Origin of the sequence: Cellulomonas sp., assembly GCF_965229465.1 — a bacterium.
GTDB lineage: Bacteria > Actinomycetota > Actinomycetes > Actinomycetales > Cellulomonadaceae > Cellulomonas.
The window spans coordinates 3,102,219-3,127,993 of the sequence record NZ_OZ245882.1 but is presented as its reverse complement, the minus strand read 5'-3'; the positions used below and the strand labels follow the sequence as shown (position 1 = coordinate 3,127,993).

General features: G+C 72.7%; 21 protein-coding genes. 11 read left to right on the top strand and 10 right to left on the bottom strand.

Annotated features, from left to right (window positions below):
- Nucleotides 1-28: 28 nt before the first annotated feature.
- The 3 genes from ACO06A_RS14840 (at nucleotide 29) to ACO06A_RS14830 (ending at nucleotide 2,118) form a co-directional block, all read left to right on the top strand.
- Complete coding sequence (locus ACO06A_RS14840; RefSeq protein ID WP_421732997.1) at nucleotides 29-901, top strand: alpha/beta fold hydrolase; 873 nt, start codon at nucleotides 29-31, stop codon at nucleotides 899-901.
- Between the two features lie 28 nt (nucleotides 902-929).
- Entirely contained in the window at nucleotides 930-1,232 is a 303-nt protein-coding gene (locus ACO06A_RS14835) for a DUF5808 domain-containing protein (RefSeq protein WP_421732996.1), read from the top strand.
- 61 nt (nucleotides 1,233-1,293) lie between these two features.
- Nucleotides 1,294-2,118 carry an alpha/beta fold hydrolase gene (locus ACO06A_RS14830; RefSeq protein WP_421732995.1) on the top strand — a complete coding sequence of 275 codons (825 nt, stop codon included), beginning with the start codon at nucleotides 1,294-1,296 and terminating at the stop codon, nucleotides 2,116-2,118.
- A gap of 46 nt (nucleotides 2,119-2,164) precedes the next feature.
- Here ACO06A_RS14830 and ACO06A_RS14825 read toward each other — a convergent pair whose 3' ends face one another.
- The 6 genes from ACO06A_RS14825 to ACO06A_RS14800 form a co-directional block, all read right to left on the bottom strand.
- Nucleotides 2,165-3,442 (bottom strand): alkaline phosphatase, encoded by a 1,278-nt coding sequence (locus ACO06A_RS14825; protein WP_421732994.1) that lies wholly within the window; start codon nucleotides 3,440-3,442, stop codon nucleotides 2,165-2,167.
- A gap of 205 nt (nucleotides 3,443-3,647) precedes the next feature.
- A complete protein-coding gene (locus ACO06A_RS14820) occupies nucleotides 3,648-4,451 on the bottom strand; it encodes an HpcH/HpaI aldolase/citrate lyase family protein (RefSeq protein ID WP_421732993.1) in 804 nt (267 codons plus the stop codon).
- A complete protein-coding gene (locus ACO06A_RS14815) occupies nucleotides 4,439-4,906 on the bottom strand; it encodes a MaoC family dehydratase (RefSeq protein WP_421732992.1) in 468 nt (155 codons plus the stop codon). The genes ACO06A_RS14820 and ACO06A_RS14815 overlap by 13 nt, the downstream gene beginning before the upstream one ends.
- Nucleotides 4,903-6,078: an acyl-CoA dehydrogenase family protein gene (locus ACO06A_RS14810; protein ID WP_421732991.1), complete on the bottom strand. Its 1,176-nt coding sequence runs from the start codon at nucleotides 6,076-6,078 to the stop codon at nucleotides 4,903-4,905. Before ACO06A_RS14810 ends, ACO06A_RS14815 begins: the two co-directional genes overlap by 4 nt.
- Nucleotides 6,075-7,994: an acetyl/propionyl/methylcrotonyl-CoA carboxylase subunit alpha gene (locus tag ACO06A_RS14805; protein ID WP_421732990.1), complete on the bottom strand. Its 1,920-nt coding sequence runs from the start codon at nucleotides 7,992-7,994 to the stop codon at nucleotides 6,075-6,077. The genes ACO06A_RS14810 and ACO06A_RS14805 overlap by 4 nt, the downstream gene beginning before the upstream one ends.
- 5 nt (nucleotides 7,995-7,999) lie before the next feature.
- Entirely contained in the window at nucleotides 8,000-9,598 is a 1,599-nt protein-coding gene (locus tag ACO06A_RS14800) for a carboxyl transferase domain-containing protein (protein WP_421732989.1), read from the bottom strand.
- A 109-nt stretch (nucleotides 9,599-9,707) separates the two neighbouring features.
- Between ACO06A_RS14800 and ACO06A_RS14795 the strand changes: the two genes are divergently transcribed.
- Nucleotides 9,708-10,307, top strand: a complete 600-nt coding sequence (locus ACO06A_RS14795) for a TetR/AcrR family transcriptional regulator (protein WP_421732988.1) — start codon at nucleotides 9,708-9,710, stop codon at nucleotides 10,305-10,307.
- Here ACO06A_RS14795 and ACO06A_RS14790 read toward each other — a convergent pair.
- Nucleotides 10,296-10,769, bottom strand: coding sequence for a MarR family winged helix-turn-helix transcriptional regulator (locus ACO06A_RS14790; protein WP_421732987.1), 474 nt, complete (start codon nucleotides 10,767-10,769; stop codon nucleotides 10,296-10,298). The two genes, ACO06A_RS14795 and ACO06A_RS14790, sit on opposite strands and share 12 nt — an antisense overlap.
- 95 nt (nucleotides 10,770-10,864) lie before the next feature.
- Between ACO06A_RS14790 and ACO06A_RS14785 the strand changes: the two genes are divergently transcribed.
- On the top strand, nucleotides 10,865-11,752 hold the full coding sequence (locus ACO06A_RS14785) for an alpha/beta fold hydrolase (protein WP_421732986.1): 888 nt from the start codon (nucleotides 10,865-10,867) through the stop codon (nucleotides 11,750-11,752).
- A 78-nt stretch (nucleotides 11,753-11,830) separates the two neighbouring features.
- On the opposite strand, the gene ACO06A_RS14780 is transcribed toward ACO06A_RS14785, so the two are convergent.
- Genes ACO06A_RS14780 through pdhA form a run of 3 tightly spaced genes read right to left on the bottom strand, consistent with a single transcriptional unit; the run spans nucleotide 11,831 to nucleotide 15,347 of the window.
- On the bottom strand, nucleotides 11,831-13,222 hold the full coding sequence (locus ACO06A_RS14780; RefSeq protein WP_421732985.1) for a dihydrolipoamide acetyltransferase family protein: 1,392 nt from the start codon (nucleotides 13,220-13,222) through the stop codon (nucleotides 11,831-11,833).
- Nucleotides 13,219-14,226: an alpha-ketoacid dehydrogenase subunit beta gene (locus ACO06A_RS14775; RefSeq protein ID WP_421732984.1), complete on the bottom strand. Its 1,008-nt coding sequence runs from the start codon at nucleotides 14,224-14,226 to the stop codon at nucleotides 13,219-13,221. Before ACO06A_RS14775 ends, ACO06A_RS14780 begins: the two co-directional genes overlap by 4 nt.
- On the bottom strand, nucleotides 14,226-15,347 hold the full coding sequence (gene pdhA / locus ACO06A_RS14770; protein ID WP_421732983.1) for a pyruvate dehydrogenase (acetyl-transferring) E1 component subunit alpha: 1,122 nt from the start codon (nucleotides 15,345-15,347) through the stop codon (nucleotides 14,226-14,228). The genes ACO06A_RS14775 and pdhA overlap by 1 nt, the downstream gene beginning before the upstream one ends.
- 158 nt (nucleotides 15,348-15,505) lie before the next feature.
- Between pdhA and ACO06A_RS14765 the strand changes: the two genes are divergently transcribed.
- The 6 genes from ACO06A_RS14765 to ACO06A_RS14740 all read left to right on the top strand — a co-directional run bounded on the left by ACO06A_RS14765 (nucleotide 15,506) and on the right by ACO06A_RS14740 (nucleotide 25,701).
- Complete coding sequence (locus ACO06A_RS14765) at nucleotides 15,506-16,270, top strand: CoA transferase subunit A (protein ID WP_421732982.1); 765 nt, start codon at nucleotides 15,506-15,508, stop codon at nucleotides 16,268-16,270.
- The gene (locus tag ACO06A_RS14760) at nucleotides 16,267-16,908 is read left to right on the top strand and encodes a CoA transferase subunit B (protein ID WP_421732981.1); all 642 of its coding nucleotides are present in this window, start codon (nucleotides 16,267-16,269) and stop codon (nucleotides 16,906-16,908) included. Before ACO06A_RS14765 ends, ACO06A_RS14760 begins: the two co-directional genes overlap by 4 nt.
- A complete protein-coding gene (locus ACO06A_RS14755) occupies nucleotides 16,905-18,101 on the top strand; it encodes an acetyl-CoA C-acyltransferase (RefSeq protein WP_421732980.1) in 1,197 nt (398 codons plus the stop codon). Before ACO06A_RS14760 ends, ACO06A_RS14755 begins: the two co-directional genes overlap by 4 nt.
- 87 nt (nucleotides 18,102-18,188) lie before the next feature.
- Entirely contained in the window at nucleotides 18,189-20,159 is a 1,971-nt protein-coding gene (locus tag ACO06A_RS14750; RefSeq protein WP_421732979.1) for an SH3 domain-containing protein, read from the top strand.
- On the top strand, nucleotides 20,156-20,593 hold the full coding sequence (locus tag ACO06A_RS14745; protein WP_421732978.1) for a hypothetical protein: 438 nt from the start codon (nucleotides 20,156-20,158) through the stop codon (nucleotides 20,591-20,593). The genes ACO06A_RS14750 and ACO06A_RS14745 overlap by 4 nt, the downstream gene beginning before the upstream one ends.
- 803 nt (nucleotides 20,594-21,396) lie before the next feature.
- Nucleotides 21,397-25,701, top strand: a complete 4,305-nt coding sequence (locus ACO06A_RS14740; protein ID WP_421732977.1) for a BTAD domain-containing putative transcriptional regulator — start codon at nucleotides 21,397-21,399, stop codon at nucleotides 25,699-25,701.
- Nucleotides 25,702-25,775: the final 74 nt, after the last annotated feature.

The window sequence follows — 25,775 nt, the reverse complement described above, 5'->3', positions numbered from 1 at the left end:
GGGGCCTCGACCGCACCCGGAGGATCAGATGACGACCGCCACCACCCGCACCCTGGACGTCCCCGGGGCGACACTCACCTACGACGTCCGCGGCCCCCTCCCGCCGGCTGACGGCCGCCCGCCGCTCCTGTTCATCGCCCAGCCCATGGACGCGTCCGGCTTCGGCACACTCGCGTCGTACTTCCTGGACCGGACCGTGGTCACGTACGACCCGCGCGGCCTCGGCCGGAGCACCCGCACCGACGGCGAGACCGCGAACACACCCCAGCAGCAGGCCGACGACCTGCACCGGCTGATCGCCGAGCTCGGCGGGACCGTCGACCTCCTCGGCAGCAGCGGGGGCGCGGTCACCGGGTTGCACCTCGTCTCCGCGCACCCCGACGACGTCCGCACGTTCGTCGCGCACGAGCCGCCCCTGCTGGGCGTCCTCCCGGATGCGCAGGAGGCGTTCGCCGCGGAGAAGCGGGTGCAGGACGCCTACCACCAGCGCGGCTGGGGAGCCGGGATGGCGGCGTTCATCGCGCTGACGTCCTGGGAGGGCGAGCTCACCGACGACTTCGGCGCCGAGCTGCCGGACCCGGCCGCCTTCGGTCTGCCGACCGGCGACGACGGGAACCGCGGCGACCCGCTGCTGTCCGGCGTCTCCAACGCGATCACCGCCTACCAGCCGGACGTCCCCGCGCTCACCGCCGCGGCCACGCGGGTGGTCGTCGCCGCCGGTATCGAGAGCACGGGCACGCTCACCTGGCGGACCTCCTCCGCGCTCGCCGACGAGCTCGACCAGGAGCTCGCCGTCTTCCCCAGCAACCACGGCGGGTTCCTCGGCGACGAGTACGGCCAGCCGGGCCAGCCGGAGGCGTTCGCCGCGCGGCTGCGCGAGGTGCTCGAGAACGTGCACTGATCAGGGCAGGTCCTACGAGGGAGTCGACATGGCATCGCACGACGAGGACAGCAGCGGGCTCGACCTCCAGAAGGTCATCCGCCTGATCACCCTGGCGCTGGCCGTCGCGGCCGTCGTCAAGGAGCTGCGGCTACCCGCCGAGGAGCGCGAGTGGCACGGCCAGGTGGTCGGGTTCGTCCCCTACGACTTCCGGGTGCCGACGATGGCGCGGTTCAAGGAGCGCATGTGGGACCCGGAGGGCGCCCACGTGATCAGCCCGCGCGTGTTCGGCGTCGGCTGGACGCTGAACGCCGGCCGCATCGTGGAGCTGGTCCGGCAGCGGGTGACCTAGGCAACCAGTCGCTGCCCGCTTAGTCTCGGATGACCGATTCCGTACTCCCGGAGGGTCACCCATGGGCACGATCACGACGACCGACGGCACCGAGATCTTCTACAAGGACTGGGGGTCGGGTCAGCCGCTCGTCTTCAGCCACGGCTGGCCGCTCTCTGCCGACGACTGGGACACCCAGCTGCTCTTCTTCCTCCAGCACGGCTACCGCGTCATCGCGCACGACCGCCGCGGCCACGGCCGGTCCACCCAGACCAGCGACGGCCACGACATGGACCACTACGCCGACGACCTGGCCGCCCTGACCGAGCACCTCGACCTGCACGACGCCGTCCACATCGGCCACTCGACCGGCGGCGGCGAGGTCGTGCACTACATCGCCCGCCACGGCGAGAGCCGGGTCGCCAAGGCGGTGCTGATCAGCGCGGTGCCGCCGATCATGGTGCAGACCGACGCCAACCCGGGCGGCCTGCCGAAGGCCGTGTTCGACGGGCTGCAGGAGCAGGTGGCCACCAACCGGTCGAACTTCTACCGGGCCCTGGCCGCCACCGAGTTCTACGGCTTCAACCGGCCCGGCCGCGACCCGTCCGAGGCGATCATCGAGAACTGGTGGCGCCAGGGGATGATGGGCGGCGCCAAGGCGCACTACGACGGCATCGTCGCGTTCTCGCAGACCGACTTCACCGAGGACCTGAAGGCGATCACGGTCCCGGTCCTGGTCATGCACGGCGACGACGACCAGGTGGTCCCGTACGCCGACTCCGCACCCCTGTCGGCGCAGCTGCTCCAGAACGGGACCCTGAAGACCTACCCCGGGTTCCCGCACGGCATGCCGACCACCGAGGCCGCGACGATCAACGCGGACCTGCTGGAGTTCCTGCGCTCCTGACGAGCCGGACGACGAGGGCGGCCCTCTCGGCCGCCCTCGTCGCGCGTCACCGCCGGCCGCGCATCGCGTCCAGGACCACCGTGAACACGTCGGTGTTGTCCTGCGACCGCGCCAGCCGCTCGGCCCCCGGGCCCTCGGCGGTCAGCGGCGTCGCGGCGCCCGTGTGCCCGCCGGTCGTCCAGTCGATCGTGAACTGCAGGTCGCTGTTCGCGATCGGGAACGGACCGTCCTCCAGGCTCTGGAGGACGCCGGGGACGGTGCTGGCCGGGTCGCCCGACTCGTCGGTCGACGACACGTTCTCGATGGCCAGCCCACCGGTCTCGTGGTCACCGACGACGACGACCAGCGTGCCGGGGTGCGACGCGGCGAACTCCCGGACCAGGGCCACCGTGGCGTCCAGCGCCTGACCGGCCTTCAGCGTGAGAGCGGCGTTGTTGGCGTGCTCCATCTCGTCGATGGCCTCCTCCTCGACCAGCAGGAAGAAGCCCCGCCGGTCCTGGGAGAGCACGTCGAGCGCCTTCGCCGTCATGTCCGTGAGCGGCACCACCGGGGCGTACTCGTCGCCCTGGCCCTCGGGGAACTGCTCGAACATCTCCTCGTTGGCGAACAGCCCGAGGATCTTGTCGGAGTCCGTCGCCGCCAGCTCCGCCGGGGTGCTCACGTAGTCGTAGCCCGCTCCCTCGGCCAGCTGGACCAGGTTGCCGATCGTGCTCTTGCTCACCTCGGGACGCGGGTCCGCCGGGTCGTCCGGGTACGCCCCCGGGTCGCCCACCGGGTACCACCAGTCCTCGCCGCCACCGAGGATGACGTCCGGTTTGGTGACCTCGATGAACTGCCGCGCGATCTCGCTCTGGGCGCCCCGGTCGGGCACGTGGGAGCCGAACGCCGCGGGGGTCGCGTCCGTGACCTGGGCCGTCGAGACCAGTCCCGTCGCCTTGCGCAGGTCGTTCGCGTACTCCAGCAGGGTCTTCACCGGGGCGCCGTCGACGTCGACCGACACCGCCCCGTTGTACGTACGCACGCCCGCGGCGAACGCCGTGGCGCCCGCGGCGGAGTCGGTCACCGCCTCGTCCGGGTCGGCGGAGTCGGTGTGCGTCCACCCCGCGTACCGCAGCGAGTCCATCTCCAGCTGCCCGTCCTGCCCGACGGTCGCGAGCCGGGTGGCCTCCCTGGCCGCGATGCTCAGGCCGTCGCCGACCATGAAGATCACGTTCTTGGCCACCGCGCGGTCGTTGCCGCGTCCGCGGTCGACGCTGTCACCACCCGCGGCGACCCCGCCGGCCGCCAACCCTGCCGCGAGCACCGCTGCACTCCCGGCTCCCATCCATGTGCGTCGTGAGCTGAGCATCTCTGCCGTCCCTCGGTCGAACTTCGTTGTTCACCTTGACGTCGGCCGGGAGTCCCCCCCGTGCCGCCCATCGTTCGACCGAACGGGTGAGAGCGCAACGCGGGGCTGCGAATCCCCGGTGAGGCGCGGGGGGATCGGCAGACGAGGATCCCCGGGTGGTCCACCACCGCGCGGCGCGTGCTCAGGCGTTTCCGGCGCGACGCAGCACCACTTCCGCGTGCTTGAGCACGGGCCCGTCGACCAGCTGCCCCTCCCACCGGAACGCCCCGTGCTGCCCGACCGCGGCCGCGAGCACGGCGCGCGCCCGCTCGACGTCGGCCGCACCGGGCCGGTAGGCCGCGCGGACCACCTCGACCTGCGACGGGTGGATGCACGCCGTCGCGGCGAACCCGCAGGCCGCGGCGTCGGCAGCCTCCGCGGCGAGCCCGTCGACGTCGTCGATGTCCAGGTGCACCGCGTCGATCGCCGCCTTGCCGAACGCGCCGGCGGCCAGCAGCACGGCGGACCGCGCGTGAGTCGCCACGTCGCGGTACGCCCGGGACGGTGCCCGGCTGGACGTCCCGCCCAGCGAGGCGACCAGGTCCTCGGCGCCCCACATGAGCCCGACGACGTTCGGCTCGGCGGCGATCGACGCCACGTTGACCACGCCGGCCGCGGTCTCGATGAGCGCGACCACCTCGTAGCCCGCGAGCGCGCGGACGTCCTCGGCGGACGAGGTCTTGGCCAGCATGACGGTGCGGTACGGCGTCTGCGCCAGCGCACGCAGGTCGTCGTCGAGGTCCGGGGCGGGGTTCACGCGGACGATCGTGCGCGCAGGGTCCAGCGGGACGGTGGCCAGCAGGGAACGCGCCGACGCCTTCGCGTCGGGGTTGACCGCGTCCTCCAGGTCGAGGATCACCGAGTCCGCGCGGGCCGCGGCCTTCTCGTACCGCTCGGGCCGGTCGGCCGGGCAGAACAGGAGAGCCGGGCCCCTCACGGCGTGCACCAGAACAGGACGGTCCGTGTCGCGACGGCCACGACGACGTCGTCCTGGTTGCGGCCGGTGTGCTCCAGCGTGACCACGCCCTGGCCGGGCCTGGAGGTCGAGAGCCGCTTGTCCGTGACCACGGTCGACGAGTAGAGCGTGTCCCCGTGGAACAGCGGGTGCGGGAACCGGACGTCGGTGAACCCGAGGTTGGCGACGATCGTGCCCTGCGTCAGCTGCGCGACGGAGCTCCCCACCAGCACGGCCAGCGTCATCATCGAGTTCACCAGCCGCTGCCCGAACGGCTGCTCCGCCGACCAGGCCGCGTCCAGGTGCAGCGCTTGAGGATTCATGGTCAGCGTCGAGAACAGGACGTTGTCCGCCTCGGTCATCGTGCGTCCGGGGCGGTGCACGTAGCGGACGTCGAGCTCGAGCTCCTCGTAGTACAGCCCCCGCTGCTCGACGTCCCGGGTCATCGAGCGGCCCCCGAGAAGCCCAGCTCGCGCGCGATCACCATCAGCTGCACCTGCGTGGTCCCCTCCCCGATCTCCAGGATCTTCGAGTCGCGGTAGTGCCGGGCCACCGGGTTCTCGTTCATCACGCCGTACCCACCGAAGATCTGCGTCGCGTCCCGGGCGTTGTCCATCGCTGCCTCGCTGCCGATGAGCTTGGCCAGGCTGGCCTCGAGCTTGAACGGCTGCCCGGCCACCAGCCGGTGGGCGGCGTCGAGCCAGGCGAGCCGGGCGGAGTGCACCCGAGCCTCCATGCGCGCGATCGTGAACGCGATGTGCTGGTTGTCGCCGATCGGGTGGCCGAACACGTTCCGGCTCTTCGCGTACCGCATGGCCTCCTCCAGGCACCCCTGCGCGGCCCCGGTGCACAGGGCGGCGAACGCGACCCGGCCCTCGTCGAGCGTCTGGATGAACTGCGCGAAGCCGCGACCGCGCTCCCCGAGCAGGTTCGCCTCGGGCACGCGCACGTCCTCGAACCGGAGCGGGTGGGTGTCGGAGGTGTGCCAGCCGACCTTGTCGTAGGCAGGCAGGACCGTCAGCCCGGGGGTGTCGCTGGGCACCAGGATCGCGGTGAGCTCCTTCTTCACCGTGCCGTCCTCGCGCACGCTCTCGCCCGTGACCGCGGTGATCGTGATGAGCCGCGTGATCCTCGAGCCCGAGTTGGTGATGAACTGCTTGGTCCCGTCGATCACCCACTCGCCGTCCTCGACGCGTGCGGTGGTCTTGGTGCCGGCGGCGTCGGACCCGGCGTCGGCCTCGGTCAGCCCGAAGGCCGCGAGCGCCTCACCCCGCGCGAGCATCGGGATCCACTCCCGCTTCTGCGCCTCGGTCCCGCTGCGCCACACCGGCATCGCACCCAGGCCGACGCCCGCCTCGAGCGTCACGGCGATCGACTGGTCCACGCGCGCCAGCTGCTCGACCGCCAGGCACAGGTCCACGTAGTCGCGCCCCTGCCCGCCGTACTCGACGGGGAACGGCAGCCCGAACAGCCCCATCTCCCCCATCTGCGCGAGGATCTCGTACGGCAGCTCGCGCTTGGTGTCGTACTCGTACGCGGCGGGCGCGATGACGGTGTCGGCGAAGTCCCGCACCTCGTCGCGGAGCTTCTGCTGCTCGGGGGTGAGGTCGTACGTCATGCCGGTGTCCCTTCGTCGGGGTGGCCGGAGATGGTGGCCACCACGTGGTCGAGTGCCACCCGGTCGGTCGGTCGGACCGTGAGGGTGACGATGCCGTCGCTGGGCGCGACGACCCGGTGCTCCATCTTCATCGCCTCGATGGTGAGGAGGTTCTGGCCCGCGACCACCTGGTCGCCGGTGCGCACGTCGACCGAGACGACGATGCCGGGCATCGGCGAGCGCACCTCCGGGTCGGCGGGGCGGGTGCTGCGGGTGAGGGCGGCGAGCTCGTCGGTGAGGCGCTCGACGCGGCTGCGGAAGCGCAGCTCGGAGGTGCCGACCCAGGTGACCGGGCCGTCCGAGACGAGACGCAGCGGGTGCACGACGCCGTCGACCTCGAGCGCCACCGCGTCCGGACCGGTCCGGCGCAGTGACGCGTGGACGGGTTCGTCGTCGCCGACGGTCACGGTCGCGTCCTGCGGCGAACCGAGGACGGACACCTCGACGTCCCCGACCTCGTAGCGCACCGGTCGCGGATCGCCGAGGCGCCAGCCGTCGGTCCCCCACGCGCCGACGGGTGCCGGGTGGCGGGCGAGGACGGACGCGATGATCGGGGCGGCGTCCGCGGCGGGGGTCAGTCGTCCGAGCAGCCCTGTCTCCAGCCGGCCCGCCCGCACGTCGGGGTCGGCCAGGACCTGGCGCAGGAAGGCGAGGTTGGTCCGGACGCCGAGCACGGTGGTGCCGGCCAGCGCCCGGTCCAGGCGGGCGAGCGCCGTGGCGCGGTCGGGGCCCCACGCGATCACCTTGGCCAGCATCGGGTCGTAGGTGGACCCGATCTCCAGGCCGGCGTACAGCGAGCTGTCGACGCGGACCCCCTCGCCGGCCGGCTCGTCGAGCACCCGCACGGTCCCGGTGCTCGGCAGGAAGTCCCGGAGGGGGTCCTCGGCGTAGACGCGCGCCTCGATCGCGTGCCCGGTCAGCCGCACGTCGGCCTGCTGGACCGACAGCCGCTCCCCCGCGGCGATCCGCAGCTGCCACTCCACCAGGTCCAGCCCGGTGACCAGCTCGGTGACGGGGTGCTCCACCTGGAGCCGGGTGTTCATCTCCATGAAGAAGAACTCCGTCGGCGCCTCGTCGGACACCAGGAACTCCACGGTCCCGGCGCCCACGTAGCCCACGGAGCGCGCGACCTCGCACGCGGCCGAGCCGATCCGGTCCCGCGTGGCGGCATCCAGGAGCGGCGACGGCGCCTCCTCGATGACCTTCTGGTGCCGGCGCTGGAGCGAGCACTCGCGCTCGCCGAGGTGGATGACGTGGTCGAACCCGTCGGCCAGCAGCTGCACCTCGATGTGCCGCGGGGTCCGGACCAGGCGCTCGAGCAGGAGCGTGTCGTCGCCGAACGCCGCGGCGGCGACCCGGCGCGCACCGGCGAGGGCGTCGGCCAGGTCCTCGGGACGCTCGACGACCGTCATGCCCTTGCCGCCCCCGCCTGCGGACGGCTTGACCAGCAGCGGGTAGCCGACGCGGTCGGCGTCGGAGGCGCCCGTCGACGACGACCCCGGGATGACCGGCACCCCGGCGGCCGACACGTGCTCCTTCGCGCGGATCTTGTCACCCATCAGCTCCAGGGCCTTGACCCCCGGCCCGACGAACACGACGCCGGCCGCCTCGCACGCCCGCGCGAGGTCCGCGTTCTCGGAGAGGAACCCGTAGCCGGGGTGGATCGCGTCGGCCCGTGCCGTGCGTGCAGCATCGACCACCGCGTCGATCGAGAGGTAGGACTCGATGCGGATCGCGACGTCCGCTCGGGTCACGTGGAGCGCCCCGCGGTCCGCGTCGGTGAACACCGCGACCGACCGGATCCCGAGCTTCTGGAGCGTGGCGATGATCCGGCAGGCGATCTCCCCCCGGTTCGCCACCAGCACGGTCCCGAACATGCCGCTCACATCCGGAAGAGCCCGAAGCGGGGCTCTCCGAGGGGGACGGTCGCGCACACGTCGAGGGCCATGCCGAGGATCCGCCGAGTGTCCGCCGGGTCGATGATCCCGTCGTCCCACAGCCGCGCGGTCGAGTAGTACGGGCTCCCCTGCGTCTCGTACTGCTCCCGCAGCGGCGCCTTGAAGGCTTCCTCGTCCTGCGCGGACCACTGGTCGCCCAGCTGCTCGCGGCGGACTGTCGCCAGCACGGACGACGCCTGCGCGCCGCCCATGACCGAGATCCGGCTGGCGGGCCACATCCACAGGAAGCGCGGACCGTACGCCCGCCCGCACATGGAGTAGTTGCCGGCCCCGAACGAGCCGCCGATCACCACGGTCAGCTTGGGCACCCGGGTGGTCGCGACCGCGGTCACCATCTTCGCGCCGTGCTTCGCGATGCCCCCCGCCTCGTAGTCGCGTCCGACCATGAAGCCGTTCACGTTCTGGAGGAACACCAGCGGGATGCCGCGCTGGTCGCAGAGCTCGATGAAGTGGGCGCCCTTGACCGCCGACTCGCTGAACAGCACCCCGTTGTTGGCGACGATCCCCACGGGGTGCCCGTGCAGCCGGGCGAACCCGGTGACGAGCGTGGTGCCGTACTCGCGCTTGAACTCGTGCAGCTCGCTGCCGTCGACCAGCCGCGCGATCACCTCGTGCACGTCGTACGCGGTCTGGAGGTCGGCGGGGACGACGCCGTAAAGCTGGCTCTCGTCGACCTTCGGCGGCCGGCTCTCGTGCACCTCCCAGGCGGTCGCGCGGGGCGCGGGCAGGGTCGCGACGATGTCGCGCACGATCTGGAGCGCGTGCGCGTCGTTCTCCGCCAGGTGGTCGGTGACCCCGGAGACGCGCGAGTGCAGCTCCCCGCCGCCCAGGTCCTCGGCCGTGACCACCTCGCCGGTCGCGGCCTTCACCAGCGGCGGGCCGCCCAGGAAGATCGTGCCCTGGCCGCGCACGATCACCGTCTCGTCGCTCATCGCCGGCACGTAGGCGCCGCCGGCCGTGCAGGAGCCCATCACGCACGCGACCTGCGGGATCCCCTCGGCGGACATCCGGGCCTGGTTGAAGAAGATCCGGCCGAAGTGGTCGCGGTCCGGGAACACCTCGTCCTGCATCGGCAGGAACGCGCCGCCGGAGTCGACCAGGTAGATGCACGGCAGCCGGTTCTCGAGCGCGATCTCCTGCGCGCGCAGGTGCTTCTTCACGGTGAGCGGGTAGTAGGTGCCGCCCTTCACGGTCGCGTCGTTGGACAGGACCATGACGTGCCGGCCGTGCACGAGGCCGATCCCCGCGATGACCCCGGCGCCGGGCGCCTCGCCGCCGTACAGCTCGTGCGCGGCCAGCGGCGCGACCTCGAGGAACGGGCTGCCGTCGTCGAGCAGCACGTCGATCCGCTCGCGCGGCAGCAGCTTGCCGCGCGCCACGTGCCGCTCGCGCGAGCGCTCGGGACCGCCCTCGGCCGCGGTGCGGAGCCGGTCCCTCAGCTCGATGACGAGGGCGCGCTGGGCCTCCTCGTTCGCGACGAACGAGTCGGCGGCAGGGTCGGCCGTCGTGCTGAGCATCTCCATCGACGCGGTCTCCACGGGGGTGGTGGGAGAGACGAACTGAGTTAGTGATCGCTAACTGAAATGAGGCTAGTGTTCGATCACGTCGTTGTCCATGGAGGAGCGCGAGTCGATGTCCGAGGCCCCCACGACCGCCCGCGTCCGCGCCAAGGCCGAACGCCGCAGCGCGCTGCTGTCGGAGGCCGCCCGGCTGTTCGCCGGCCACGGGTTCGACGGGGTCTCGATCGAGGACCTGGGCTCGTCGGTCGGCGTCAGCGGGCCCGCGGTGTACCGCCACTTCCCGAGCAAGCAGGCCGTGCTCGCGGCCCTGCTCGTCGGGGTCAGCCAGGGGCTGCTGGACGGCGGGCGCGCCGTCGTCGAGTCGGCCGGGGACGACGCCTCCGCGGCCCTGCGCGCGCTCGTGCGGTTCCACGTCGACTTCGCCCTCCGCGACCCCGACGTGATCCGCGTGCAGGACCGGAGCCTGCCCGCGCTCGGCCCGCAGGACCGCGAGTCGGTCCGTGACCTGCAGCGTCGCTACATCGAGCTGTGGGTCGACGTGCTCGCCAGGCTCAGCCCGACGACCGACCGCGCCGAGCTTCGCCTGCGGGCCCAGGCGACGTTCGGGCTGCTCAACTCGACCCCGCACAGCGCGCGGTCGGTGACGGCGGCCCGGACGCGGGCCGTGCTGGAGCAGATGGCGCTGGCCGCCCTGCGGCCGTCACTCGGCTGACGAACCGCTGAACCAGCCCGCTGCGTCGAGGTGGGCCGGGGCTCGGACGCCCAGGTCGGCGAGCGCGTCCCCGACCGCCTCCAGCTGGTCGGCGCCGATGCGCTGCGCCCACGCGTCGCGGAGCTCGTTGAACACCTGCTCCCCCGTGCGCAGCAGCCCGCGACCCCGCTCGGTCAGCGAGTAGAGCCGCCGTCGGCCGTCGCGCTCGTCGGCCTCGACGGCCACGTAGCCCTCCGCCTCGAGGAAGCCGACGGTCTTGATCACGGCCTGCTTCGAGATGCCCAGCTCCCGAGCGAGCTCGGCGGTCGTGTCGGCCCCGGCGAGGATCGAGCGCAGGGCGAAGTCGTGGATGGGTCGGATCTTGTCGTAGCCGCGGTCGGCCAGCTCGGTGCTGCCCGCGTCGGCGAGCGCGCGGAAGCCCCCCAGCAGGAGGAGCGCGAGGTCAGCACCGGAACGCGTCATGGCGCCATGTTACGACAACCTGGTTGACGTATCGACAACCAGGTTTCTATACTTGTGACAACCTGGTTGTCCAAAACCTCCGAAGGAGCGACACCATGACCGTCACGACCGCCACGAACGCAGCGACGATTCCCGAGGTCACGCACCACCGCGTCACCCTCGACGGCACCGAGCTGCACTACGTCACCGCCGGTGACAGCGGTACGCCGGTCCTGCTCGTGCACGGGTTCCCCGAGTCATGGTGGGCGTTCCACAAGCTCATCCCCCTGCTCGCGGCCGAGCACCGCGTCGTCGCCGTCGACCTGCCGGGGTTCGGCGACTCCGGCACCGATCCCGGCGAGTACACGAGCACGACGTTCGCCGACAGCCTCCGCGGGCTGATCGCCCACCTCGACCTCGGCCCCGTCCACCTCACCGGCCAGGACATCAGCGGGACCCCCACCTTCCGCCTGGCCGCGCAGCACCCCGAGCTCCTGCGCAGCTACACCGCCATCGAGGCGGCGCTGCCAGGCTTCGGGCTGGAGCTGCTCGCGGACGTCGCGCACGGCGGAGCGTGGCACGTCGGGTTCCTCGGGGCGCCGGGTATCCCCGAGATGCTGCTCGCCGGGCGGGAGCGCGAGTTCCTCACCGGCTTCGCCTTCCCCGCCATGAACGGCACCCCGGGCGCCATCAGCGAGCAGGACGTCGACGAGTTCACGCGGGTCTACGCGCGCCCCGAGGGACTGCGCGGGACCACCGGCATCTACGGTTCCGTGCTCACGGAGGGCGACGAGATCGCTCGGCTCGCCAGCGAGCACCGACTGACGATGCCCGTCCTCGCGGTCGACGGCGGGAGTGGTCCGTTCACCAGCCGGACGATGCACGCGGTCGCCGCCGACGTCACGACCGCGACCATCGAGGGCATCGGCCACTTCGTCGCCATGGAGGCGCCGGAAGCCCTCGCCGGCGCGCTCCTCGGCTTCTACGGGCGGATCGATGCCTGACCCGTCGGTCCGACGCCGGCTCGAGCTCGTCGCCGCCGGGACACGGTGTGCCCGGCGACGACCGGGCGCGCCCGACGGTCACACCATGCTGAGCACCGATCCGGGACGGGCGAGGATCGTGCCCACGTCGGTGAGGAACCGGGCGGCCTCGGCTCCGTCCACCAGGCGGTGGTCGAAGGAGAGGCTGAGCGTCATCACGCTGCGCAGCGCGAGCTCGTCCTGGAACTCCCACGGCCGACGCCGGATCGCGCCCATCGCCAGGATCGCGGCCTGCCCCGGCACCAGGATCGGTGTGCCGGTGTCGACGCCGAACACCCCGATGTTGGTGATCGTGATCGTTCCCCCGGCCAGGTCCGCGGGCGTCGACGTCCCCGCCCGCGCACTCTCGGTCACCGTACCGATCGCGTCCGCCAGCTCGGGCAGCCGCAAGCGGCCCGCGTCCTTGATGCTCGGCACCAGCAGCCCGCGCGGGGTCGCCGCGGCGATGCCCAGGTTGACGTAGCCGAACTGGACGATCTCCCCCGCAGCCTCGTCCCAGCGCGCGTTGAGCGACGGGTTGCGACCGAGCGCGATCGTCACCGCCTTGGCGACGAGCGTGAGGATCGAGATCCGGTGGCCCTGCAGGGCGCGATCGGACGCGAACGCCTCCAGCAGCTCGAGTGTCGGCGTGGCATCGACCGTCAGCGACGTCGACGCGTGCGGAGCCGTGAACGCGCTGGCCACCATCGCGGCGGCGGTCTGCTTGCGCACCCCCGCGATCGGGGTCCGCACCTCGCGCGCGGACTCGTGCCCGCTGGGCGTCGGCACAGCCTCGACGGACCGTGCCAGGCCGGGTCGGTGCGCGGCAGACAACGCGTCGGGCCGTCGTGCCGCTGGGGAGACGTCCACGCCGGACACCGCCCGCAGGACGTCCTCGCGCGTGATCATCCCGTCCTTGCCCGAGCCCTCCATCTTGTTGAGGTCCACCCCGAGGTCGTGCGCGAGCTTGCGGACCGGCGGGAGCACCTTCGGTCCGATGCGACCGCCGGCCAGGGCCAGTCCGACCTCGTCGGCGACCGCGTGCGCCGCGGTCCAGTCCTCCGACCTCGACCGACGGCGCGGTCGCGACGACCCCTCCACCAGCGGCCCGTACCCGACGAGCACGGCGGTCCGCTCGGGCGCAGCGGGTTCGGCCGCCGCTGCCTGCTCGACGGCGGGCGACGTCGGAGCCGCGGCATCGGCGGGTGCCTCCACCGCGATCGTCATCAGCGCCGTCCCCACGGGAACGGTGGCCCCGGGCTCGACGAGCAGCTCGGCGACCACCCCCGCGTACGGCGACGGCAGCTGGACCAGCGCCTTGGCGGTCTCCACCTCGGCGACCACCTGGTTGAGCTCGACGGTGTCACCCACGGCGACGGTCCACTCGACCAGGTCCGACTCGGTCAGCCCCTCGCCGAGATCTGGCAGCGTGACGGTCTGGATCGTGGTCATGACGCCCTCCATCCGGTCAGGGAGTGCTGTCTGCCCATCACGCGGTCGACGGCGTCGAGGATCCGGTCCAGGTCGGGCAGGAAGTGCTCCTCGAGCTTCGCGGCGGGGTACGGGGTGTCGAACCCGGTGACCCGCACCGGAGCGGACGTCAGGACGCCGAAGCAGCGGTCCGTGATGCTCGCGATGATCTCGGCACCGAGACCGCCGCTGGCCTGGGCCTCGTGGGTCACGACGAGCCGGCCGGTCTTGCGGACGGAGGCCTCGAGCGTGTCGACGTCGATCGGCGACAGCGAGCGCAGGTCCACCACCTCGACCGACAGCCCGTCGTCCAGGGCCGCGAGCGCGGCGTCCCGCGCGGTGATGACGAGCGGACCGTAGGTGGCGAGCGTGACGTCGGTGCCCTCGACGACCACGCGTGCGCGGTCGAGCAGCGGGACGTCGTCGAACGACTCGTCGACCTCGCCCTTGACCCAGTAGCGCCGCTTCGGCTCGAAGAACACCACGGGGTCGTCGCACGCGATCGCCTGGCGGAGCATCGTGTGGGCGTCCTGCGGGCTGCCGCAGGTCACCACGCGCAGGCCGGGCGTGTGGGCGAAGTAGGCCTCGGGCGACTCGGAGTGGTGCTCGACCGCCCCGATGCCGCCGCCGTACGGGATCCGGACGGTGATCGGCATGCGGACCGCGCCGGCGGTCCGGTAGTGGATCCGCGCCACCTGCGTGACCAGCTGGTCGACCGCGGGGTACACGAAGCCGTCGAACTGGATCTCCACGACCGGCCGGTACCCCCGGTACGCCAGGCCCACCGCGACGCCCAGGATCCCCGACTCGGCCAGCGGCGTGTCCATGACGCGGTCGGCGCCGAAGTCGCGCTGGAGCCCGTCGGTCACCCGGAACACCCCGCCGAGCGTGCCGATGTCCTCGCCGAGCAGCACCACCGTGGGGTCGTCGTCGAGCGCGTGCCGCAGGCCGGAGTTCAGCGCCGCGGCCATCGTCATCGTGGTCATCACGCCTCCTCGTCGTACATGGCGAGGTAGGCGGCGTACTGGCTGCGCTGGCGTTCCAGCGCGGGCGTCGGCTCCACGAACACGTCCTCGAACACGCTCAGCGGCTCGGGGACCGGCAACCCGTAGCAGCCGCTGCGCATCTCCGCGGCGAACGCCTCGGCCTTCTCCTTGATCTGCGAGGTGCGCTCCTCGGTCAACGCGTCGTGCGCGTGCAGCAGCCGCTCGAGCCGGACGATCGGGTCCTTCGCCCCCCAGGACGCCATGTCCTGCGGGTCGACGTACCGGGTGGGGTCGTCGGACGTCGTGTGCGGGCCCATCCGGTAGGTCACGGCCTCGATGAACGTGGGACCGTCGCCCCGTCGGGCCCGGTCCAGGGCCACCCGCGTCGCCGCCATCACCGCGAGGACGTCGTTGCCGTCGACCCGGATGCCGGGGATGCCGTAGCCGGCCGCGCGGTCCGCGATCGGGCGCTGCGCCTGCAGACCCACCGGCTCGGAGATCGCCCACTGGTTGTTCTGGCAGAAGAAGATCACCGGGGCGTGGAACGTGGCCGCGAACACCATCGCCTCGTGCACGTCGCCCTTGCTGGTGGCACCGTCCCCGAAGTACGCGACGGCCACGGAGTCGACCCCGTCCTTGACGCACCCCAGCGCGTACCCGGTGGCGTGCAGGGTCTGCGAGCCGATCATCACCTGCGGCGTGGCCATCCCGATCGCCCGCGGGTCCCAGCCCGCCAGGGCGGTCCCCCGCCAGACGCGCATCAGGTCGGTCGGCTGCGCGCCACGGCAGTAGGCGACGCCGTTCTCGCGGTAGCTGCTGAACACGAAGTCGTCGCTGCGCAGCGCGCGGGCGGAGCCGATCTGCGCGGCCTCCTGCCCGAGGAGCGGCGGCCACAGCCCGAGCTGCCCCTGCCGCTGGAGCGCGACGGCCTCGGTGTCGAAGCGGCGCACGACCACCATGTCCTCGTACAGGGCTTCGAGCTGCTCGTCGTCGACGTCGGCGATCCACGGGTCGTACTCGGGATCCGGCCGACGGACACCGTCGGGGGTCACCAGCTGGAGGGCTTCCGCCTGCTGATGGGTGGGCAGGGCACGGCTGGGTGACACATCTGCACGCAACATGTTTCGCTCCGTTGTGGTGGCGGAACCGTCGCTCTCGTGAAGCTAGGCCCCATTGCCTGATGTCCCGCCAGGGTAAGTCCGCCAGGGACCTTGTGCCCATGGGCTGGCGCGAGTGTCGACCGGTCGGCGCACAATGACCTCGTCGACAGGAGGCAAGAATGGACAAGGTCGTCCAGTCCGCCGTCGAGGCGGTAGCCGACATCCCCGACGGGGCGACCCTCGCGGTCGGTGGGTTCGGCTTGTGCGGTATCCCGAGCGTGCTGATCCACGCTCTGCTCGACTCCGGCGTCCAGGACCTGGAGGTGGTGAGCAACAACTGCGGCGTGGACGACTGGGGGCTCGGCCTGCTGCTCCAGGCCGGCCGGATCCGGCGCATCATCGCCTCGTACGTGGGCGAGAACAAGGAGTTCGCGCGGCAGTACCTTGCCGGCGAGCTCGAGGTGGAGCTGACCCCGCAGGGCACGCTCGCCGAGCGTCTTCGTGCAGGTGGGAGCGGGATCGCCGCGTTCTACACCCGGACCGGGGTGGGCACGCTGGTGGCCTCCGGGGGGCTGCCGTGGCGGTACTCCCCCGACGGATCGGTCCTCATCGAGTCGCCACCGAAGCCCGTCGAGACGTTCACCGTGCGCGGCGTGTCGTCCGACTTCGTCCGCGAGGAGGCGATCACCGCGGACTACGCGCTGGTCCGGGCCGCGCGCGGCGACCGCCTGGGGAACCTGGTGTTCCACTCCTCCGCGCGCAACTTCAACCCGCTCTGCGCGGCCGCCGGTGCGGTGACTATCGCGGAGGTCGAGGAGCTGGTCCCGGTGGGCGCGCTGGACCCCGACGCGATCCATCTGCCGGGGATCTTCGTGGACCGGGTGGTCGCACTTTCACCCGCCGAGGTGGCCGACAAGCGCATCGAGCGGAGGACGGTCTCATGAGCCTCACGCGCGAGCAGATGGCGGCGCGGGCCGCCCTGGAGCTGGCCGACGGGTCCTACGTGAACCTCGGGATCGGGCTGCCGACGCTGGTGCCGGGGTTCGTCCCGCCGGGGGTGTCGGTCGTCCTCCAGTCGGAGAACGGGGTCCTCGGCGTCGGGCCGTACCCGTCCGACGACGCCGTCGACCCGGACCTCATCAACGCCGGCAAGGAGACGATCACGGTCGCTCCCGGGGCGTCGTACTTCGACTCCGCGACCTCGTTCGCGATGATCCGCGGCGGCAAGGTCGACGTCGCGATCCTCGGGGCGATGCAGGTGTCGTCGTCCGGGGACATCGCCAACTGGATGATCCCCGGGAAGATGGTCAAGGGCATGGGCGGCGCGATGGACCTGGTGCACGGGGCGCGTCGGATCGTGGTGCTCATGGAGCACGTGGCGCGCGACGGGTCCGCCAAGATCCTGCCGCAGTGCACGCTGCCGCTGACCGGGGTCGGGGTGGTGGACCGGATCATCACGGACCTGGCGGTGCTGGACGTGACGCCTGCGGGACTGGTGCTGCGGGAGTGCGCGCCGGGCGTCTCGGTCGACGAGGTCGTGGCGGCGACTCCCCTGGTGAACCTGGAGGTGGAGCTCTCATGACTGCTGACCGTGAGGTCGTGATCGTCTCGTTCGCGCGGACGCCGATGGCGCGCCTGAACGGCGCGCTGTCGTCCCTGTCCGCCGCATCCCTGGGAGCCGTCGCCATCGCCGGCGCACTCTCCCGCGCCGGGCTCGACCCGTCCGACGTGGACCAGGTGCTGATGGGTCAGGTGGTCCAGGCGGGCGCCGGCCAGAACCCCGCGCGGCAGGCCGCCGTGAAGGCCGGCATCCCGTGGACCGTGCCGGCGACGACGATCAACAAGGTCTGCCTCAGCGGGCTGACCGCGATCGTCGACGCCGCGCGGACGATCCGGCTGGGTGAGGCGTCGATCGTCGTCGCCGGCGGGCAGGAGTCGATGAGCCAGGCGCCGCACCTGCTGCCCGGGTCGCGACGCGGGTGGACCTACGGGGACATCCAGGCGGTGGACTCACTCGCGTTCGACGGACTGACTGACGCGTTCGACCGCGAGTCGATGGGCTCGTCCACCGAGCGCGGGAACAAGGCGCTGTCGATCCCGCGCGAGGCGCAGGACGCCGTGGCGGTGGAGAGCCACCGGCGGGCGTCCGAGGCCGCGTCCTCGGGCGTGTTCGCCGACGAGATCGTGCCGGTCGAGGTGCCGCAGCGACGCGGCGCCCCCGTGGTCGTCTCGGTGGACGAGGGTCTTCGGCCCGAGACGTCCCTGGAGTCCCTGGCGGCGCTGCGGCCGGCGTTCTCCGCCGACGGGACGATCACCGCGGGGAACGCGTCGCCGCTGACGGACGGGGCCGCGGCCGTGGTGGTGGCGGCCCGGGAGGTCGTCGAGGAGCGCGGGCTGTCGTGGCTCGCGGTCGTCGGGGCGTCCGGGCAGGTGGCCGGACCCGACAACTCGCTGCACTCGCAGCCGTCCGCCGCGATCTCGGCCGCGCTGGCCCGAGCGGGATGGGACCTGTCGACGGTGGACTTCGTGGAGATCAACGAGGCGTTCGGGTCGGTCGTGGTGCAGTCGCTCGGCGACCTGGCCTACCCCCTGGAGCAGACGAACATCCACGGCGGCGCGATCGCGCTCGGGCACCCGATCGGGGCGTCCGGCGCGCGGCTGGCCGGAACCGCCGCCCTCGAGCTCGCCCGCCGCTCGCACGGTCGGGCCGTGGTCGCCCTGTGCGGGGGCGGCGGCCAGGGCGAGGCACTGGCCCTCTCGCGCGACCGCACCTAGCCGTCCCGCGGCACTCCCGAGCCGCGCGCCCTCATGTCTGCCTGATCGGGAAGGCGACCCGGGTGAGGCCGTGGCAACCCTCGAAGGATGGTGCAGCACGTCCCCGAGCACCGGACGGAGCCGGACACGTCACGGCCGCGCCGCCCGGCCGCCCGCGCGCCCGACCGCGCCCCGCCGGCGACCCCCGGCAGCTCCGCCCAGCGCCTGGCCGCGCTGCAGCGGGCGGCCGGCAACCGGGCGGTGCAGGGTCTGGTCCGCGCGGGCGGCGCGACCGTGCAGCGGCAGTCGCCGGTGGTCACCAGTGGGGTCGATCCCCTCACGCAGAGCATCACGGCCGACCAGGCGCGCACGCTCAGCGACTCCGAGATCGCCCGCTACATGCCGCAGCTCGAGGCGTTCCTCGCCATGCCCGCCTCCCTGATGACCGCGGGCGGCGCCCGGCACAACCTCCAGGTCCTGTGGGGCGAGAGCAACCGCCGTCGACCCGACGCGGGCCGGGTGCCCGACGGCGGCGAGCCGGTCCGCAAGCCCGGGGTCGTGGCGTGGCACGGGGACCCGGAGCTGCGGCTGCGCACCCACCCGGACACGGCCGACGCGACGAACATCGTCCGGACGATGCCGCTCAGCACGCGCCTGCAGGTGGTCAAGCGGTTCCCCGGGGACTGGTACTTCGTCTCGACGGCCGACGGCGACACCGGGTTCGCGGGCTCGCAGTACGTGCGCACCGACCTGCCCGAGCCGGCGGCGCGCCTGCACCTGGTCGAGTCCGGGATCCCCGGCACGGCGATCGCGGTCGCCGAGCACTACTACGGCGACAAGGCCGACAACTGGGGCCAGGACCTGCGGTTCTACGTGAACGTCCTCGCCTGGGCGAACAAGATCTCGGTCCCCGACACCACCGACGGCTGGAAGTCGGTGCGTTTCGAGGCGGGTCAGGCGATCTGGGTGCCCAGCCAGCCGTTCGCCATCTCGCTCAAGGGCGTCGTCAACTCCGGCTCCTACTCCTACAACGCCGCGGACTTCCTCGGTGTCGCCGACGTCATCGAACGCATCGGCGAGCTCCTGGAGGACTTCGGCCGCGCCATCGACAAGTCGGGGCAGTACATCCCCGAGTCGGTCGCGCGGCACGTCGACGCGATGCTGCGCGAGGTGCTCGCCGGGCTCGCGAAGATGATGGCCGTCGCCGCCGGCGTCCTGGCCGTCACCACGGCGATCGGTGCCGCCGTCGGGAACGCCCCCGGGGCCGCCGCGGGGTTCGAGGTGGGCCTGGCCCTGCTCGAGTGGCTCGGGCTCGGCATGCTCGTGTACTGGATCGGCCAGTCGGTCGTCGAGGTCGGCAGCGCGTTCGCGTCGTTCTTCTCGAAGGTGTGGGACGCCCGGGGCGACGAGAAGAAGATCGACCGCGCCGCGCTGCAGTTCGCCGAGGCCGTCGGCCTGCTCATGGCGAAGATCCTCGAGGCCCTGATCATCTACATCACCGCCAAGGGCCTGCCCAAGGCGACCAGGTCGCTGCGCGGAACCCGGCTGGGCGCCGCGCTCGGCGAGACGAGGACCGCGCAGTGGCTCGCCGAACGCAGCGCCAACGTGGCCGCGGGGACGTCCAAGATCAAGGGCCCGCGGGCGACGGTCGCCGGCCTGCGGCACAGCGAGGTCACGACGCTGACCAACGCGGGGGCCGAGATGCCCGCCGGCGAGGCGCTGGCCAAGTACACGCCCCAGTCCGGCTTCTCGGGAGCGTACGACCCGGTGACCGGCAAGTGGGTGGCGGTCGCGAGCGGGGAGGCCACCCTGCTCAGCGGCGAGCCGATCGCGACGGTGCCGCAGTACGGCGGCCACGCCGCTGCCGAGTCGTCGCTGATGGGCCGCACGGGGTCCACCAGCAACGCGAAGAACGTGGGCTTCGTGCTCGTCTGGGAGGGGAACGGGAAGCTGACGATCCGGTGGAACTCCGCGACGATCAACGCCCGCAACTTCGGCAACCGCGCAGCCCCCGCCGCCGTGCGGCCGGCCATCATCTCCGCCGTCGAGGCGACCACCGGATGCAAGGTGAGCGAGTGACGAACGTCCGGGGCAACGTGCTCCCGACCGCGCTCGTGGAGCTGCTCGCGACCGGCCGGTGGGGACCCGGCACCCGTCCGGCCCACCTGCTGGCACCGACCGCTGCAGTCGGCGGGGACCTGGTCGACGTGCTCGACCTGCTGGACCTGGCCCTGATGCACGGCAACACCGACGCCCTCGTCGCCGCCTACGAGCGCGGCGAGGGTGACGCGCTGGGGCTGACCCGCGGTGCCGCGGCGCACGGACGCCTCGACGTCGACCACGCCGTCCTGATCGCCGCCTCCCGGGAGCAGGACGCGCTGGCGCTCGACTACAGCCGGCCCGGTGCACCCCGGGTGGTCGCGACCGACGACGGGCCCGCCGGTGTCCGGTGGGTCGAGGTGGCACCCACGTTCGAGTCGCTCCTGACCACACCCGAACGGGACCGCGGCTGACGGCACCCGACGTCGGGCGTCGGGCGAGTGCGTGCTCGACCTGCCCTCGCCGCCAGGCCAGGTCACCGACCCCGGGACCGACGACGAGGATCTGGCGAGCCATCGGGAGCGCCACCTCCCGCAGTGTCACGACGGCCCATGGGCGGGCCGGACGGCAGGTGTCCTCGTCACGATGGACCGTCGCCAAGGTCGACGGCAAGGGCTCCCGCGGTGACGGGACTCCCCTACCTGCCCGTCGCGTCGTCGGACCCGAGGGGTCTCCACGACGGCGTCCCCCGGCACGCCGCCGGACCTGCCGAGCACGGACCGTCGGGCCTCGGAGCCCCGGTCGACGGAGTGCCAGTCAGGAGGCAGTGCCTGAGATCCGGCGGGGTCGGCGAGCACGGGCCTGCCGCGCGCTCGTCTGCCAGTCGAGCCGCGTCCCTCTCTCGCGCCTCCCTGGCCGCGACCTCACCGGACGGGGAGCACGGGATCACCGGGCCGCAGTAGGGGCCCGAGAACGGGGTCGGATGCGGTTCCGGTGAGCTCGCGCCGCCGTCCGGGGCGTGCAGGACGAAGCCCGCCGCGAGCGCGAGGACAGCGACGGCGCCGGCCGTCCGAGCGCGGTGCTGTGGCGGTGTCACCGAGGGAGTCGGCTCCGGTTCTGGGTCGAAGTCGAACGTGAGCAGGGTCGTGACGTGAGGGCGTCGTGATCGGTTCATGCGTCGACCGTCGGGCCGGGCGGTATCGGGCCGCCCCTGCGCCGGTATGCACCCGGTATGCGGCTCATTGACCGTCCTGGACCGGGAGAACACACTGCGGAGATGGCCGTCCGTGTGCTGGGGCCGATCGAGCTCGATGGCGATTCATCGTTGAGCCCACGGGCACGCACGGCCCTCTGCGCGCTGGTGCTGCGCCGTCCTGCGGCCGTCAGCCTCGACGAGCTGGCGGACGCCAGCTGGGGCCGGTCCCCGCCGACCACCTGGCCGAAGCAGCTGCAGGCCACGATCGGGCACCTGCGCAGGGCCTTGCCCAGGGACGCGGTCGTCACCTGTCCGGGCGGGTACCGCCTCGACCTGCCGTACGGGGACGTCGACGTGGACGCGTTCGACGAGGGGGTCGCCCGCGCGCGGGAGTTCGCCGCCTCCGGGGAGCCGGACCGTGCCGCGAGCGCGTACAGCCGGTCACTGGCGCTCTGGCGGGGAGACCCGTTCGTGGAGCTGCGCGACTGGGACGGCGCCGCGAGCGAGGTGGCACGGCTCGCCGAGCTGCGGTCCACCTGCGAGGAGGACCTCCTCGACGCGCGGCTGGCCGCCGGCGGTCATCGTGCGGTGGCCAGCGATGCCCGCAAGCTGCTCGAGCAGGACCCGCTCCGCGAGCGTCGGTGGGCCATCCTGGCGCTGGCGCAGTACCGCTGCGGACGACAGGGCGACGCCCTGCTCACCCTGCGGGACGCCCGTCGGCACCTGGTCACCGAGCTCGGTGTCGACCCGGGCGCGCAGCTGACGGACCTGGAGCAGCAGATCCTCCACCACGACCCGCGGATCGCCCCGGTCGAACCCGCCCCGTCCGGCCGGCAGGACTGCCCGTACCGGGGTCTGGCTGCCTTCGGCGTCGACGACAGCGAGAGCTTCTACGGTCGGACCGCCGAGATCGACGCCTGCGTGACCCGGCTGCGCACCCATCCGCTGCTCGTGATCGCGGGACCGTCGGGAGTCGGCAAGAGCTCGCTGGCGCGGGCCGGTGTGGCCGCGGCGCTCCGTTGCCAGGGCGTGCCGCCGGTGGTCGTCATGCCGGGACCGCACCTGGTGGGTGCCCTCCGGGAGGCGATCGTCGGCTCCCCGACCGGCTCGGTCCTGGTGGTCGACCAGCTGGAGGACCTGTTCGTCGGCGGGTACCGGAAGGGCGTCGTCCGCGAGTTCTGCCGCGAGCTCGCCGCCGCGACCGACGACCACCTGGTCGTCGTCACCGTCCGGGCCGACCAGATCGCCGGGCTGAGCATCGACCCCCGGCTGGCACAGCTGACCGAGACGGGGCTGCACCTGGTCCGCCCGCTCACCGACGACCAGCTGCGGGAGGTCATCGAGGAACCGGCGCGACAGGCCGGCCTGCGGCTCGAGCACGGGCTGGTCGAGCTGCTGGTCAACGAGGCAGGCGACGGTGCCGGGTCGCTCCCGCTGCTGTCCCACGCCCTCGTCGAGACCTGGCGCCGTCGCGACGGCGCCGTCCTGACCGTCGACGGCTACGAGGCGTCCGGAGGCATCGCGGCCGCCGTCGCGCAGACCGCCGAGCGCGTCTACCAGGGGTACTCGCAGGAGGACCGTGCCACGTGTCGCGGCCTGCTGCTGCGCCTCGTGACGCCGACGGGCGACGGCGGCGCGATCCACCGTCGCCAGTCCATGCGCGCCCTGGGCCTCGACGGCGGCCGCGATCGCGTCATGGGCGACCTCGTCAGGGCGCGCCTCCTGACCGCCGACGACGGCACGGTCGAGATCGCCCACGAGTCGCTGGTGCGCGCGTGGCCCCGCCTGCGGGCGTGGCTCGACGAGGACGCGGCCGGCGTGCGCATCCTGCGGCACCTCAGCGCGGCCGCGAACGGCTGGGACGCGCTCGGACGCCCGGACGGAGAGCTGTACCGGGGCGCGCGCCTGGAGGTGGCCCTGGAGTGGCGGACGTCGACCACCTCCGACCTGACCAGGGTCGAGAGCGACTTCCTCGACGCGGCACAGGCACTGCGCGAGGCGGACGAGGACCAGCTGGCGTTGCGAGCGGCGCGCGACGCCCGGCAGAACCGTCGGCTGAGGACGGCCCTGACGGGTGCGGTCGCCGTTCTTGTCCTGGCGATCGTGGCTGCCTCGGTGGCGGGCGTGAGCCGGTCGGACGCTGCCCGGGCGCGGGATGCCGCCGAGCTGCAGGTGCTGGTCAACCAGTCGATCGCGTTGCAGGCGACCAACCGCGACGCGGCGGCCCTGCTGGCCGTCGAGGCCTACCGCCGCGCACCCGGCGACGCGCACGCTCGCTCGGCGCTGCTGAGCACCTTCACCGCCTCCCCGGGGTTCGTGAGCTATCGACGCATCCCCGGGGCCACCCGCATCGCGGGTTCGAGCGTCCCGGGGACCGCGACGTCGATCGTGGTCGTGGACGCCCGCACACCCCAGCTGGTCGAGACGGACGACAACACCGTCATCCGCACCTTCGATCCGGTCGCGCCGTCGGACCAAGGGCCACGCCCGCTCGTGCAGGTCAGCGACGACGGCACCCGGGTGGCGATCCAGGCCGGCAGGTCCCTGACCGTCGACGAGATCGCCACCGGGACACGGCTCCTCGGCCCGGTGACGACCGGCCCCGAGGGTGGGCTAGCCATCGACCCGCACGGACAGGTGGTCGTGACCGTCGCGGGCAACGACGGCTCCGTGACGTCGCGACGGGTCCAGGACGGCGTCGTGCTCGCGACGGCCAGCGGCACCGGGAAGGCAGCAGCTGCGTTCGACGGTTCGGGGCGACTGGTCGTGGGCTCGGCGGACGGTCCGGTCGTCCGGGTGCTCGATCCGACCTCGCTGGCCACGCTGCGGACCATCGACGTCCCGGCGCCGTCCTTCGTGAGCCGCACGGGCGGGGTGCAGGGGGCCCCGAACCAGTCCGCCGTCGACCAGCACCTCCCGGGCAGGCGCGCCGTCGTCGACGACCATGCCGTCGCTGCCGGGGACGACCTCGTCGTCCTGATCGGACCGTCCTCGATGCTGGCCGTCGCGCCGTCCGCCGGGGCGATCGCGTGGACGGCCGACCTCGGCGCCGGTGGCAGGGCCTCGTGCTCGTGGTCCACGGTGGCTCCCGAGGCCGGGCTCGTGCTCTGCGGCGACCCGTTCGGAGTCGTGCGGGAACGCAGTCTCCTTACCGGGGCCGAGAACGGCGTCGAGCTCGACATCCAGCGGGGCGACGTCGGGGAGCTGTCGGTGTCGCAGGGCGAGCTCGTGGTGTTCGGCGCCGGGGCGCCGGTGATCACGCGCTGGATGGTCGACGGGTCGGGACCGGTAACCCGCCTCCTGGCCCGCGGCTCCGTCGCCGTGGCCGGGTACGACCCGGACGGGCACCTGTTCCTGACGGCGCATCGGCCGGCGGATGCGCAGAGCACGGCGGACCTCACGTCCTACGCGGTGTGGGACCCGAGCACCGACACCCAGGTGCAGGCGTTGCCCGACCGGGTTCTCGGGGTGGAGTGGCTGTTCCGGGGCATCGTCACGGCCTACGTGCAGGGCTTGAGTTCACTGCGCCCGATCGATGTGGAGACCGGCCTGCAGGTGCCTGGTGGCCTGCTCGTGCCCGACAGCGCCGGGGGGATCTGGTCCACCCCGTCGGGCGACCGCGCGTACGTCTCGATGCCCGGCTGGCAGCTGTGGGTGGGCAACCGGGCCACGCAGGAGTGGGACGAGCATCCGATCGACGGCCGCAACCAGGGAGTCGTCGACATGTCCGCGACCTCGGACGGCTCGCTGGTGGCGATCGCTCTCCAGGACGGCGACCAGATTCAGACCAACCTTCTGACCGCGGACATCGGTACGACGACGGTCGTGCAGATGTACGACGGCCGCACGGGCGAGCCCCTCGGTCCCGCTCGGAGCGGCGCCGACGCGGTCGCCCTCAGGGATGACGGCCTGCTCGCCGTCGCCCGACGCGGCTCGGTCTCGCTCGTCGACAGCGCGACGATGCAGACCCTTCGTGACCTGCCGGGTGCACGCGGTGCCATCTCCAACCTGCAGTTCTCCGACGACGGCACCGTCCTGATCGCCGCGGCCGACGACCAGAGCGTGAGTGTCTACGACGCGGACGCGGGGATCCGGCTCGGCGAGCCCATCCCGAGCTCCTCACCCCGGTATCGCGAGGTCAGCGTGCCCATCGGCCCCGAGCTGCCGTATGGCACCCCCGTCATGTACCCGGGCTACCTGCGCCCCGACGGCCAGGTCGTGCTGGTCAACGTCGCCCAGGGCGTCGCCGAGTGGGACCTCGACCCCGTCCACCTGGGCACGGCCGCCTGCGCGGTCGCCGGTCGGAACCTGACCGAGGTCGAGTGGGCCACCTACGCCGCCGACCTCGGTCCCTACCGGCAGACCTGCCCCGCCGTGGCGCCGTGACCCTGACCTGACCTGTGGATGACGGACGACGCCGGGCGCGGGCCGTCCCTACGGTGCTGCTCGCGCGCCGGTCC